Below are 11,792 nucleotides of genomic sequence, written 5' to 3'. Positions count from 1 at the left end.
GACGCGGTTCTAGATTTCCTCGAGCACGAGTTCGCCTTCAACCAGCAGGCGGAATCGGCCGCGGCCGCATTTCGACATCTGGATATGCTTGCTTCGTTCCTGCAGGCGCCGCTGCAACAGCACGAGGCGGGCCTCAAGGTTCTCGGCGAACTCCGGAAGGCGCAGGGTAGGATCGAGGCGCAGTTCCCGGTTCGTGAACTCGACACGACCGTCCGCCTTGCTTTCGTTGACAAGCTTCCAGAAGATCGCGCCGGCGACTCCCTTGATCAGATACTCGTTGTCGATGAAGACCGTGTGGTCGGCCAGGTAATGCCGAACCCGGATCTCGCGGCCACAGCCTTCCCGCACCGGGACCGGCGTCGCCTGCTGCTCCGGCAAGTCCAGCTGCTGCAACAGCGTGATCAGCAATGCGAACTGATCGACCACAAGCGCCAGCGCATCTTCCTCGTCGTAGCCGAACTGGTTGGGCTTCGTGCTTTCGGCGAAGAGCACGCCCATGACCTTGCCGCAACGCAACACCGGCATGGCGATCTGGCTTTGCGGATCGGCCAGACCGGGATAAGGAATGACCGTCCTGGTGGGCCAGTCCAGCCCGACAAGTCGGGCGCTCTCCCGAACCGCGTTGCCATAGTTGTACTCCGAGGTCATCTGCCCGATGCGGATCGGAACCGCCTGCGCCGCGGCCACACCGATGACTCCCTCGCCGAGCCCCATCTCCGATCCGATACCCGAAGCCATGTAGCCGCGCGAGGCGACGGTGTAGAGCTGGCTCGACGTCTCGTCGAACATCATCACCATCGCATGTTCGATGCCCATGTGCTGCTGCAGCGCGGCCAGGACGGAATCAAACAGCTCGCCCAATTCGCGTGCGGTGGCGATCTGCGCCGAGATCTTGCGCGCGTCCGACAAAAGGTTTTGCCCGACCGGCGGCGGCACGGTCGGCGTGGCAATCGGCGCGATGTCACGTACCCGGTAGACATCAGCCCCCAGCAAGCGAAACACCCCCTGCATGCCGCTGTGAGAAGCGATGCCCGCAAGCCGGGCGCGCATGGTCTCGAACAGCGGCCCGCTGGTCCGGGTCTCGACGAAGTCGATGGCCAGCCGGTACTGCGCGTTCGTGTCGGGATCGACGACGGCGACCGAGGCCTGCTTCGTCGCCAGCACATTGCGCCGTGTCTTGTTGAAGAACTGATAGGAAAGGGCGACATGCTGGGGGTCGACATACTGGACATGGGAAATCAGCGACACGTTCGGGATGCCATCCGCGTCGCTCGTCGCCATGACGGAGGGCACGATTCCCTCGAAACAGTTGCGGATCCTTTCCAGCATCAGGACCGTCATGGCTGCAACTCGGTGCCGGCTCCGGGGCCCGGCGTCTGGACAAAGGCGCAACCGGGTTCCATGTCGATGGCAACCATGTCCGATGCGTCCTGATGACAGTAGGCGGCAGAGAACGCGGGAGCGTAGCCGATTTCGACCAACTCCTGGCAGAAGCGGCCACATTGCAGCCGCGCGGCCTCAAGATCTTCGTCGCCGGCTGAGACCACTTCGGCTCTTTCGGCCTTGACCTGGATCGATCGGTGCGTGGTCGGCTGGGTGAAGGTCGCTGCGAACGCGCCCCCCTGCTTCACGGCTTGCAACAAGGGTTCACAGGTGGTTGGCGACAACAGGATGCGAATCGTGCCGGTGGGCAACACGCGGCAGGCGAATGCCAGCCCGGACACCGGCCGGCCGTCCGGCAGGCAACTGGCGATGATGACACTGACGCCGCTTTGGTAGAACGCGACCAGATCCGGCGCCAGAGCAACCGAAGCTCCCATTCCAGCCCCCTCGCCCCTGCGGTCGACCAGGTCATCGATTGGCGTGCTGGGGATAGGTGAACGGGGCATTGTCCAGTCACTCTGATTGGTCGGCGAAAAGGCGACAAGGTGCGTGCCAGTAACCATGCGTGGCGCAACTGTCCGTTGGCGGTACTCCACCGTTCATGCGAATCCGTTGATCCTTTAGCATTCTTTTAGCGTTTGGTGCAGGACCATTTAGCGTGCCTCCCCAGCCCGCACTGTCTAAACAGCCGCCCGTGGCCGCCCACCGGGACGTGATGGCGGCCGCGCTTCAACCCCGCTCCAGACAGGACGGTCCGCATGACCCGACCACGAGCCGCGCGCGGCTGAACTGGAATGCCGCACGGGACAATTCCGCGGCGGGGGCAGCATTTTTGACACGACCAACACATCGGGCGCGGGCGCTCGACAAATTCCAATTTACCGGAGGAAGACGCAATGAACCTGCCCCAACTGAAGGACACCATCAGCGGCAACGTGATCACACGACATGACGAGAATTACGAGACGACGCGCCGGGACCTGTTGTGGAACGGGCGGAAGCCGGAACGCTTTCCTGAGGTGATCGTCAAGGCGCACGACGTTAAGGACGTACAGGCGGCGGTAAGGTTCGCGGCCGCCGCCAACCTTCAGGTCTCGGTGCGCGGCGGTGGGCATCATTGGTCGACGATCGCCCTGCAGGATTGCGTGATCATCGACCTGTCGGCCTTCAAGGCCCTGACGGTCGATCCGGAGGCGCGGACGGCCACGGCCGGCCCCGCGGTGACCAACGGAGCGCTTGCGGCGGCCCTGGCCGAGCACGGGCTCGCCTTCCCGACGGGACATTGCGCCAGCGTTCCGCTGAGCGGCTATCTTCTCGGCGGCGGGTTTGGCTGGAACTCCGGCGCCTGGGGCGTCGCATGCCATAATGTCGAAGCCGTCGAAGTGGTGCTCGCCGATGGATCCGTCATCCAGGCAAGCGAAACCGAGAACGCCGACATCTTCTGGGCGGCCCGGGGCGCCGGGCCGGAGTTTTTCGGAGTGGTCACCGCCTATCGGCTGCGCCTACACCCTCTGCCGCGCGCGATCCAGACGAGCGTCTGGACCTATCCGCTCGACGCGATCGCCAGCGTCGAAAGCTGGATGGCCGCGACCATGAAGGCAGCGCCACGGAACGTGGAGTTCACCGCCGCCCTGTCCAGCGCCCCGCCTCCACTGTCCGATCGTGCCGACAAGGTGGTCGCCGCGGTGGCGACGATCTTTGCCGACACGGTCGAGGAGGCTGCCGCCACGCTTTCCCAGCTGGCCTCCGGTGCGCCGGCCGGCGCGCTCGACAGCCAGCTGGCCATGCCGACCCCGTTCGACGTTCTCTACGCCATCATCGATCAGTTCTTCCCCGTCGGTTGGCGCTATGCGGCCGACACCAACTGGTCGAAGACCTCTGGGGTGCTGTTGCAGAGCATCGCGGAGTCGATCAAGGCGTCACCTTCAAGGGCGTCATTCGCCCTGGGTGTTGTCCTGCCTCCGTCAGACGGCACCCCCCTGCCCGATACTGCGTTCTCGATGGTTGAGTCGACGTTCAGCTGCATCTACGCGGTCTGGGAGAACCCGGCCGAAGACGGCAGCAATCTCGCATGGTTGCGAGGGGCAAGCGCCGCCGTGGCCCCGGTCAGCACCGGGCATTATCTCGGCGAGGCCGACCTCGACCTTGCCGGTCGTTCGCGCAACTCCTTTTCCCCTGCCGCCTGGTCTCGGCTGGCGACTGTGCGGGCCAAATATGATCCATCAGGCCTGTTCTATCGCCCGGACCAGCAGAGCCGTTCGGACCGCTCTGGACGTCCGGCCGCGTAGCACGGGGGAACGAGGCAGAACGAGCGGGCCGCCGGGTCCCGATCCCTGCCAGGAGCTCGCGCGGTCCTCCCGGCCGCGCGGTCGCTTTCCTGATGGGCACCGCCGCTGGCAGGAGATTCCGCCTGTCGCTCGGCCGAATACAATTTAAAGACGCTTTTTTTGTTTATAAACTTTTTAGTTGCATTCGCTTCGAATTGGGGATTAACTGGGTCCGAACATGACAGCGTATCAGGTCGCAGGAGGGTGCGATGGCATTCGAGTACGCGGAGTATTTTCACAAAGGACTTCCACATAATCGCGATGGCAGCGTCGACGTTGCGGCCTTCAAGGACCTCGTTCGCGCGTGCGGGCAGGACAATCATGTGCCGGATCCCGGCTTGCGGTTTGAGGCCGTCAAGATTGGGGGGGACGTGCTGGCCAACCCGCTGGCGGGCTTTGGAAGCGGTGATCTCGGGCCAATGGACTTCAGCCAGGTGAAGCTGCGGGAGGCCCCGCCAATCAGTTCAAAATTGATCGCCGCGGAGGCCGTCGAGCTCTGCTGGATGGCGTTGTTGCGCGATCTGCCCTTCTCGGCGTGGCATGCAGACGCCGATGTCGGCAGGGCGGCCGCCGAGATCGACACGTACGTGGCCGCCGCCGAGCGGTGGCAAACGGCCCGGAAATGGGGGATGACCCGCCGGATCGGCGGTGACTTTCCAGACGCGCGCATCAGCCCGGCAAACATCTTCCGCGGAACGGCTCCGGGCGAGGACGTCGGCCCTTACCTGTCCCAGTTCTGGTGGAAGCCGACGCCCTACGGGACACAGACCATCCCGGCGGAATTTCTCGTTTACAAGGAAGGGAAGGACTATCTTGAAACATTCGACGACTGGCTGAACGCACAAAGAACCGGGTTGGGGGCGCCAAATGCGATGTACCCGAACGGCCCTGACTACGGCACGTCAAACCGGGTCCATGATCACCAACAGCCTGGAAATTTCGTTCGTCGCCTGCAAACCATGCGCGACCTTGCCTCGTTCGTTCACCGTGACGCCCTTCACCAGGCCTACTTCAACGCCGCGCTTCAACTGCTGCACAGCGGAAAGACGGTGCGCAAATCGGCGCTCGACCCTTACAACAGGGCGCTGAACCCACACGCCTACAGGAAAATGCGTGGGTTCGGCACATTCGGCGCCCCCCACCTGTTGTCGCTCGTCTCGGAGGTGGCCTCGCGTGCGCTCCGGCTCCAATGGTTCCAGAAGTGGCGCATTCACCGGCGCCTGAGGCCGGAGGCCTTTATGGGGCTGGCCCACATCCAGGAACTCGGCGTGGCCGGCACGACCCACAACCAGAGCATTCAAGCCTCGCTGTTCAAGGCCGAATGCGTGCAGCGGCTGAAGGGCAGGAACGGCACGATTCTCCTGCCGATGGCCTACGAGAGCGGCTGCCCGATGCATCCGGCCTACGGTGCCGGCCATGCCACCGTCGCGGGGGCCTGCGTGACGATTCTCAAGGCCTGGTTCCACGAGATGGATGAATTCCCCGATCCGATGAACGAGGATGGCTCGGCTTACCATGGGCGCCTGACGGTGCGGGGTGAACTCAACAAGCTGGCAAGCAACGTCGCCATGGGCCGGAGCATGGGCGGCGTCCATTTCAGAAGCGACAACATGCGCTCGCTGAAGATGGGCGAAATCCTGGCGACGGTGATGCTCGGCAACCTGCTTACCCACGTGGCCGAGCGGCAGAGGGGCCGGCCGCCGAAGTTCGGTTACGAGAATTTCGACGGCGACAAGGTCACCATCGAGGTCGGCCCGAAATTCCGGCCACAGGTGCGGGTCGGCAAGGTTCTGTCGGACGCATATGCGGAATGTTTCGATCCGCACTCGACCAAGCCCTATGTCGTCTGACCCGGTCCGGGCGCGGCAGGCGGGCCGCCTCGTTGCCCCTCCCCGCCTGCGGCGATCGAAAAGCCGTCTGCCATGTAGGCCTTTGCCGCGGCGAGCGCCGCTATCGTATCCTGCCCCATGGTCAGATTGGCGGCAATCGCGCTCGCCAGCATGCAGCCGGTGCCGCGCAGGACGGCGTGACGTCGCTCGCCGATGAACTTGCGTGGCGGTTCCCCCCTGACGTAGAGCGTGTCGATGGACTGGGGACCATGCGCATGCCCGCCCTTTACCAGCACGTTGCCGCAACCCAGTGCCAGCAGGATCGCGGCCTGGCGCGCCACTTCCTCGTTCCGCTCTGTCTGGTCGCGGCCCGATAGGGCCGCGAGTTCAGGCAGGTTCGGCGTCACAAGATGGGTGGCCGGCAGGAGCACCTGCTTCAGGTGCTCGACGCCCGGCGCCGACAGCAGGCGGGCGCCCGAGGTGCTGGCGATCACGGGATCCAGGACGACCGGCACGGACGGATGTGCCGCAAGCGTCTCGGAAATCGCTTCGACCGTTTCAGCGGTTGCCATCATCCCGATCTTGATCGCCCCGATCGGATCTGCGGCCAGCGCCGCGCGCATCTGCGCCGCGACCAGCCGCGCGGACACGGGCTCTACGGCCACGACCCCGCCATGCGTCTGTGCCGTGATTGCCGTGACGGCCAGCGAAGCGCCGACGCCGAAATGGGCCAGCGTGGCGATGTCCCGGGCAATGCCGGCGCCGCCAGAGGAGTCCGAGCCCGCCACGACCAGCACCCGCGGCCGCATGTTCATCGCCATTTTGCGGTGGCCCCGATCCATTCGCGCGTACGCGCCTGCGGATCGTCATGGCGGGTGATGTCGGTGACGACGGCCGCGCTGTCGCAGCCATGCGCAAACACACCCTCCAGCCGCTCGACGGTGAGCCCGCCGATCGCCACCAGCGGCAGCGGTGCGATCCTTTCCTTCCACTGCCGCAGCTTCTCCAGCCCCTGCGGCTTCCACTTCATCTGTTTCAGGATGGTCGGATAGACCGGCCCCAGCGCGACATAGTCGGGTTGGGCGGCGAGCGCGGTTTCCAGCTCCGCGTCGTCATGGGTCGAAAGCCCCAGCTTCAGCCCGGCCGCGCGGATTGCGGCGAGATCGGCGGCCTGCAGATCCTCCTGACCGAGATGGACGAAATCGCATCCTTCCTCGATGGCGATCCGCCAATAGTCGTTGACGATGAGCTGGCAGCCATGCGCCGCGCAGATCGTCTTCGCCTGGCGGATCTCGGCGCGCAGTTCTTGCTCCGGCCTGTCCTTTACGCGCAGTTGCACCTGCTTCACCCCGAGCGGCCCGAGCCGCTCGATCCATGCGGCGCTGTCGACGATCAAATAGAAGGGGTCGAGCTTCATGCGAACACGGCCTTTCCGATGACCGGGGTGGAGGGGACGGCCATGTCGCGCGGTTCGAGCATGCCGGCGCGGTGGGCCGTATTGCCGGCTTCGATCGCCTTGGCGAACGCATCCGCCATCGCGACCGGATCGCCGGCACCGGCGACCGCGGTGTTGAGCAACACGGCATCGAAGCCGAGTTCCATCACCGTCGCCGCGTGCGAGGGACGCCCGATACCGGCATCGACAATCAGCGGCACGTCGGGGAAATGTCCGCGCATTGCCCGGAGGGCCGTGATGTTCAGTGGCCCGGCAGCGCTGCCGATCGGCGCGCACCAGGGCATCAGCACCTTGCAGCCGGCCTCCAGCAGTTTTTCAGCGACGACAAGATCATCCGTCGTGTACGGAAAGACCTCGAAGCCCTCGGCGATCAGGATACGCGCCGCCTCGACGAGCGCGAAGACATCCGGCTGCAGCGTGTCGTGGTGGCCGATCACCTCCAGCTTGATCCAGTTCGTCTGAAAGACCTCGCGCGCCATCTTTGCCGTCAGCACCGCCTCGGGGACGCTGTGGCAGCCCGCCGTATTGGGCAGAACCCGCACGCCGAGTTCGCGGATGATTTCGAAGAAGGCGCCGCCCGTCTTGCCGCCGGCGGTCTCCCGCCGCAACGAGACGGTGACGACCGCGGTCTTCGATCGCCGGGTGGCTTCAGCGAGAATCGCCGGGGAGGGGTAGCGGGCCGTGCCGAGCAGCAGGCGCGACGAGATCGTGGTGCCGTACAATTCGAGCATGTCAGCCTCCTTGCATCGGCGACAGGATCTCGATCCGGTCGCTGTCGTTGAGCGTCCAGGTTGCGCGCTCCTCGCGATGAACGAGCTCGCCATTGACGGCCGTTGCCAGCCAGTCGCCCTCGTATTCCAGCAGCGCCAGCAGCTCGGAAAGCGTCGCGGGTGCGAGCTCCCGGGTCTCGCCGTTGATGGTCAGTCTCATGGGAAATTCCTCTCTTTCGGCTGTTCGGCGAACACGGCCTCGGTCGCCTCGCGCGCCATGGCGGGTGCCAGCAGGAAGCCGTGGCGGTAGAGGCCGTTGATGGTGATGGTCCTTCCCGCGTTGACGACGCGCGGGAAGTTGTCGGCGAAGGCGGGGCGAACCCCCGTTCCGGTCTCGGCAATCGCCGCCTCCGCGAAGGCCGGGTGCAGCGTATAGGCCGCGTTCAGCAGCTCCATCAGCGAGCGTGCCGTGATCGGTCCGTCGTTGTCGGCCTCGATCATCGTCGCCCCGACCATGAAGAGCCCGTCGCCGCGCGGCACGATATAGACGGGTATGCGCGGATGCAGCAGACGGACGGGTCGGGCAAGCTCGATCTCGGCACTTCTCAGATAGAGCATCTCGCCGCGCACCCCGCGCAGCCCCGGAAGATCGGCAAGGCGCGCCGCCCCCGTGCAGTCGAGGATGCGGTCGAATGCGTTCTCCGCCTGCGCCTTTTCGACAAATCGCACGCCGGCCGCCACGAGCTTCGTCCGGAGGGCCGTCAGCGCGCGGCGGGGGTCCAGATGCGCCTCGCCCGGGAAGAGCAGGGCCTGCCGGAACCGACCCTCAAGGGCGGGCTCCAGCGCCGCAATCTCCGTTTCCCCGAGCCATTCGTAGCCCGAGGTGCGGGAAGCAAAACGCCTCAGTTCGACCGCATCGCGCGGCGGCGCGACGACCAGCGTTCCCCTGCGCTGAACTTCGCCGGGAAGTGCTGTATCCCACCAATCGGCCGCGTCGCGGCCTCTCAGTAGCACCATTTCTTCTGCGCTCTCGCGCTCGCACCAGGGCGCGAGCATGCCCCCTGCAAACCAGGAGGCAGCGTGGCCGAAGCCCGGCCGCGGGTCGACGACCGCTACCTCCGCCCCGCGCGCGGCAAGCTCATGGGCCGCAGTGAGGCCGGCGACGCCGGCCCCCTTGACGAGAATGCGCATGTCACTCGCCTGCCTGCCGGCCGTCATCGAGCGGCATATAGAGATCCCCGCCCTCGCGATACTTCGCGGCCATGGCCTCCAGCCCCTCCTTCTGCGCCTCGGCGCGAATATCGTGCGAGATCCGCATCGAGCAGAATTTCGGGCCGCACATGGAGCAGAAATGCGCGACCTTGTGCGCCTCTTTCGGCAGCGTCTCGTCGTGGAAGGACCGCGCTGTCTCCGGATCGAGCGAGAGGTTGAACTGGTCCTCCCAACGGAACTCGAAACGGGCACGCGACAGCGCGTCGTCGCGCACCTGCGCGGCCGGGTGCCCCTTGGCAAGGTCGGCGGCGTGGGCGGCGATCTTGTAGGTGATGACGCCCACCTTCACGTCGTTGCGATCCGGCAGGCCGAGGTGTTCCTTCGGCGTGACGTAGCAGAGCATGGCCGTGCCGAACCAGCCGATCATCGCCGCGCCGATGCCGGAAGTGATGTGGTCATAGCCCGGCGCAATGTCCGTCGTCAGCGGCCCGAGCGTATAGAAGGGCGCTTCGCCGCAGACCTTCAGCTGCTTGTCCATGTTCTCCTTGATCTTGTGCATCGGCACATGGCCGGGGCCTTCGATCATCACCTGGCAGTCCTTGGCCCAGGCGATCTTCGTCAGTTCGCCCAGCGTCTCCAGTTCGGCGAATTGCGCGGCGTCGTTGGCATCCGCGATGGAGCCGGGGCGCAGGCCGTCGCCAAGCGAGAAGGAGACATCATAGGCGCGGCATATGTCGCAGATCTCCTCGAAATGCTCGTAGAGGAAGCTTTCCTTGTGGTGATGCAGACACCACTTGGCCATGATCGAGCCGCCGCGCGAGACGATGCCGGTCACGCGGCTGACGGTGAGCGGGATGTAGTGGAGCCGCACGCCGGCATGGATGGTGAAGTAGTCGACGCCCTGTTCGGCCTGCTCGATCAGCGTGTCGCGGTAGACTTCCCAGGTCAGGTCTTCGGCGATGCCGCCGACCTTCTCCAGCGCCTGGTAGAGCGGCACCGTGCCGACCGGGACCGGTGCGTTCCGGATGATCCATTCGCGGATGTTGTGGATGTTGCGACCCGTCGAAAGGTCCATGATCGTGTCTGCCCCCCAGCGGGTCGCCCACACCATCTTCTCCACTTCCTCGGCCATCGAGGAGGTGACGGCGGAATTGCCGATATTGGCGTTGATCTTCACCAGGAAGTTCCGGCCGATGATCATCGGTTCGCTTTCCGGGTGGTTGATGTTGGCCGGGATGATGGCGCGACCCGCGGCAACCTCCTGTCGGACGAACTCGGCGGTCACGTGGTCGGGGATGTGGGCGCCAAAGCTTTCGCCGTCGCGGACAAGGGCCTCCCTGGCGGCCTTGCGGCCGATATTCTCGCGAATGGCGATGAACTCCATCTCCGGGGTGATGATCCCGGCGCGGGCATAGGCGAGCTGGGTCACCGCCTTGCCGTCCCTGGCACGCAGCGGCCGGTTGCGGATCGGGAATTCCGGCGTCAGCCGGTCGCCGGTCACAAAGCCGTTGTCCTCGGGCCTAACATGGCGGCCGTCATAAGCCTCGGCGTCGCCGCGGGCGATGATCCATGACCGGCGCAGTTGCGGCAGGCCGGCCTCGATCGAGACCGCATGCGACGGGTCCGTATAGGGACCGGAAGAATCGTAGACCATGACCGGTGGCTCGCCCGAGGTCGGGTGCAGGGCGATCTCGCGCATCGGCACGCGGATCTCGGGGTGGATCTCGCCGGGGACATGAATTTTCGTCGAGGCCGGGAGCGGCCCTGTGGTGACGGTCGGTGTTGGGGTCTTGGCGGCAATGTTCATCGTGAGGCTCCAAGTGTTAAGTTTGGAGACCCAGTCCTTGAGCCGGAATGATGGAAAGACGCCGATACGCAATCCGGGCGGATTTCGAATCTCTTCAGCGCTTGCACCGTCCCTACGCCAGTATGAACTGGATCAGGTTCAACGGGTCACTGCGCTGCTTGAGGGACGGCATCGGCCGCCATTCGCGCCAGCAGAATCTCAGCCCCTTGTCGGGACCCCCCTGGTGAATGAGGCTAGATAAGCGGATAGGCGGGCCCCGGTCAAGGCATGCCGGGCCGTAGATCACGGACCGCGGTTGACATCGCCGCCGGGCACATTCCAATGCGCACTGGGAATCGATGGCGGACAGTAGCCAAAACGCAACGCGTGGAATTATCTATAAAACATGACCGCAGCGAACGACGATACCATTGCCAGCCGCATCAGCCGCGTCCTCGCCGACCGCATCGTCACCGGCGAACTCGCCCCGGGGATGAAACTGCGGCAGGATCACTTTGCCGCGGAATTCGGTGCGAGCCACGTACCGGTGCGCGAGGCCTTCCGCAGGCTTGAGGCACAGGGGCTGGTCGTCAGCGAACCGCGGCGCGGGGTCCGTGTCGCCTCGTTCGATCTGGCGGCGGTGCGCGAGGTGGCGCAGATGCGGGCAGCGCTCGAAGTCCTCGCGCTCAGGCATGCCGCACCGCATTTGACCCCGTCCCTGCTGGACGCGGCCGAGGAGGCGACCGTCGCCGGCGACAATTCACGCGACGTCCGCTCGTGGGAGGACGCGAACCGGCGCTTTCACCGGCTGATCCTCACCCCGTGCGACATGCCGCGACTGCTCGCCGCGATCGACGACCTGCACGCCGCCAGCGCCCGCTTCCTGTTCGCCACCTGGCGTTCCGAATGGGAAGTCCGGACCGATCACGACCACCGCGCGATCCTGTCTTTCCTGCGCCAGGGGCGAACGGAGAACGCGGTGACGGTTCTTGAACGCCATGTACAGTGGATCGGGCAAAGGCCGGTCCGCAGCGCCTCCGGCACCACCCGCGACGGCTTCGCGATCGTCGGCTAGATAAACTCAACTAG

The 11,792-nt window shown here is 65.2% G+C and carries 11 protein-coding genes and 1 riboswitch; of the genes, 3 read left to right on the top strand and 8 right to left on the bottom strand.

The window, feature by feature from the left end; translation table 11 throughout:
• Positions 1-9 precede the first annotated feature (9 nt).
• Together ACXAGF_RS20870 and ACXAGF_RS20865 are read right to left on the bottom strand one after the other, a co-directional pair.
• Positions 10-1,341 (bottom strand): GAF domain-containing protein, encoded by a 1,332-nt coding sequence (locus tag ACXAGF_RS20870; RefSeq protein ID WP_475019459.1) that lies wholly within the window; start codon positions 1,339-1,341, stop codon positions 10-12.
• Entirely contained in the window at positions 1,338-1,820 is a 483-nt protein-coding gene (locus tag ACXAGF_RS20865; RefSeq protein ID WP_475019458.1) for a hypothetical protein, read from the bottom strand. Before ACXAGF_RS20865 ends, ACXAGF_RS20870 begins: the two co-directional genes overlap by 4 nt.
• Before the next feature lie 459 nt (positions 1,821-2,279).
• On the opposite strand from ACXAGF_RS20865, the gene ACXAGF_RS20860 reads away from it, so the two are divergent.
• Together ACXAGF_RS20860 and ACXAGF_RS20855 are read left to right on the top strand one after the other, a co-directional pair.
• On the top strand, positions 2,280-3,671 hold the full coding sequence (locus ACXAGF_RS20860) for an FAD-binding oxidoreductase (RefSeq protein ID WP_475019457.1): 1,392 nt from the start codon (positions 2,280-2,282) through the stop codon (positions 3,669-3,671).
• A 248-nt stretch (positions 3,672-3,919) separates the two neighbouring features.
• Positions 3,920-5,560, top strand: a complete 1,641-nt coding sequence (locus ACXAGF_RS20855; protein WP_475019456.1) for a vanadium-dependent haloperoxidase — start codon at positions 3,920-3,922, stop codon at positions 5,558-5,560.
• Here ACXAGF_RS20855 and ACXAGF_RS20850 read toward each other — a convergent pair.
• From ACXAGF_RS20850 to thiC, 6 genes are read right to left on the bottom strand one after another with little or no spacing between them, the layout of a single operon-like run.
• On the bottom strand, positions 5,548-6,354 hold the full coding sequence (locus ACXAGF_RS20850; protein ID WP_475019455.1) for a hydroxymethylpyrimidine/phosphomethylpyrimidine kinase: 807 nt from the start codon (positions 6,352-6,354) through the stop codon (positions 5,548-5,550). The two genes, ACXAGF_RS20855 and ACXAGF_RS20850, sit on opposite strands and share 13 nt — an antisense overlap.
• Complete coding sequence (locus ACXAGF_RS20845) at positions 6,351-6,956, bottom strand: thiamine phosphate synthase (protein ID WP_475019454.1); 606 nt, start codon at positions 6,954-6,956, stop codon at positions 6,351-6,353. The genes ACXAGF_RS20850 and ACXAGF_RS20845 overlap by 4 nt, the downstream gene beginning before the upstream one ends.
• Positions 6,953-7,726, bottom strand: a complete 774-nt coding sequence (locus ACXAGF_RS20840) for a thiazole synthase (protein WP_475019453.1) — start codon at positions 7,724-7,726, stop codon at positions 6,953-6,955. Before ACXAGF_RS20840 ends, ACXAGF_RS20845 begins: the two co-directional genes overlap by 4 nt.
• Position 7,727: 1 nt before the next feature.
• Complete coding sequence (gene thiS / locus ACXAGF_RS20835; RefSeq protein ID WP_475019452.1) at positions 7,728-7,925, bottom strand: sulfur carrier protein ThiS; 198 nt, start codon at positions 7,923-7,925, stop codon at positions 7,728-7,730.
• Complete coding sequence (gene thiO, locus ACXAGF_RS20830; RefSeq protein ID WP_475019451.1) at positions 7,922-8,896, bottom strand: glycine oxidase ThiO; 975 nt, start codon at positions 8,894-8,896, stop codon at positions 7,922-7,924. The genes thiS and thiO overlap by 4 nt, the downstream gene beginning before the upstream one ends.
• Position 8,897: 1 nt before the next feature.
• Complete coding sequence (gene thiC, locus ACXAGF_RS20825) at positions 8,898-10,724, bottom strand: phosphomethylpyrimidine synthase ThiC (protein WP_475019450.1); 1,827 nt, start codon at positions 10,722-10,724, stop codon at positions 8,898-8,900.
• 91 nt (positions 10,725-10,815) lie between these two features.
• Positions 10,816-10,956, bottom strand: a riboswitch (TPP riboswitch).
• A 153-nt stretch (positions 10,957-11,109) separates the two neighbouring features.
• Here thiC and ACXAGF_RS20820 point away from each other — a divergent pair.
• Positions 11,110-11,778: a GntR family transcriptional regulator gene (locus tag ACXAGF_RS20820; RefSeq protein ID WP_475019449.1), complete on the top strand. Its 669-nt coding sequence runs from the start codon at positions 11,110-11,112 to the stop codon at positions 11,776-11,778.
• The last annotated feature ends 14 nt before the right edge of the window (positions 11,779-11,792 follow it).

The sequence above is a fragment of the Mycoplana sp. ABR4_002 genome (assembly GCF_056159645.1).
Note: the sequence above shows the minus strand (reverse complement) of the source record. Positions and strands in the feature narration are given on the sequence as shown.

Bases quoted from the DNA above. Each gene is read 5' to 3' on its own strand.
- thiO (WP_475019451.1), bottom strand. From the start codon at position 8,896: ATGCGCATTCTCGTCAAGGGGGCCGGCGTCGCCGGCCTCACTGCGGCC.
- ACXAGF_RS20865 (WP_475019458.1), bottom strand. From the start codon at position 1,820: ATGGGAGCTTCGGTTGCTCTGGCGCCGGATCTGGTCGCGTTCTACCAA.
- ACXAGF_RS20870 (WP_475019459.1), bottom strand. From the start codon at position 1,341: ATGACGGTCCTGATGCTGGAAAGGATCCGCAACTGTTTCGAGGGAATC.
- ACXAGF_RS20860 (WP_475019457.1), top strand. From the start codon at position 2,280: ATGAACCTGCCCCAACTGAAGGACACCATCAGCGGCAACGTGATCACA.
- ACXAGF_RS20855 (WP_475019456.1), top strand. From the start codon at position 3,920: ATGGCATTCGAGTACGCGGAGTATTTTCACAAAGGACTTCCACATAAT.
- ACXAGF_RS20845 (WP_475019454.1), bottom strand. From the start codon at position 6,956: ATGAAGCTCGACCCCTTCTATTTGATCGTCGACAGCGCCGCATGGATC.
- thiC (WP_475019450.1), bottom strand. From the start codon at position 10,724: ATGAACATTGCCGCCAAGACCCCAACACCGACCGTCACCACAGGGCCG.
- thiS (WP_475019452.1), bottom strand. From the start codon at position 7,925: ATGAGACTGACCATCAACGGCGAGACCCGGGAGCTCGCACCCGCGACG.
- ACXAGF_RS20850 (WP_475019455.1), bottom strand. From the start codon at position 6,354: ATGAACATGCGGCCGCGGGTGCTGGTCGTGGCGGGCTCGGACTCCTCT.
- ACXAGF_RS20820 (WP_475019449.1), top strand. From the start codon at position 11,110: ATGACCGCAGCGAACGACGATACCATTGCCAGCCGCATCAGCCGCGTC.
- ACXAGF_RS20840 (WP_475019453.1), bottom strand. From the start codon at position 7,726: ATGCTCGAATTGTACGGCACCACGATCTCGTCGCGCCTGCTGCTCGGC.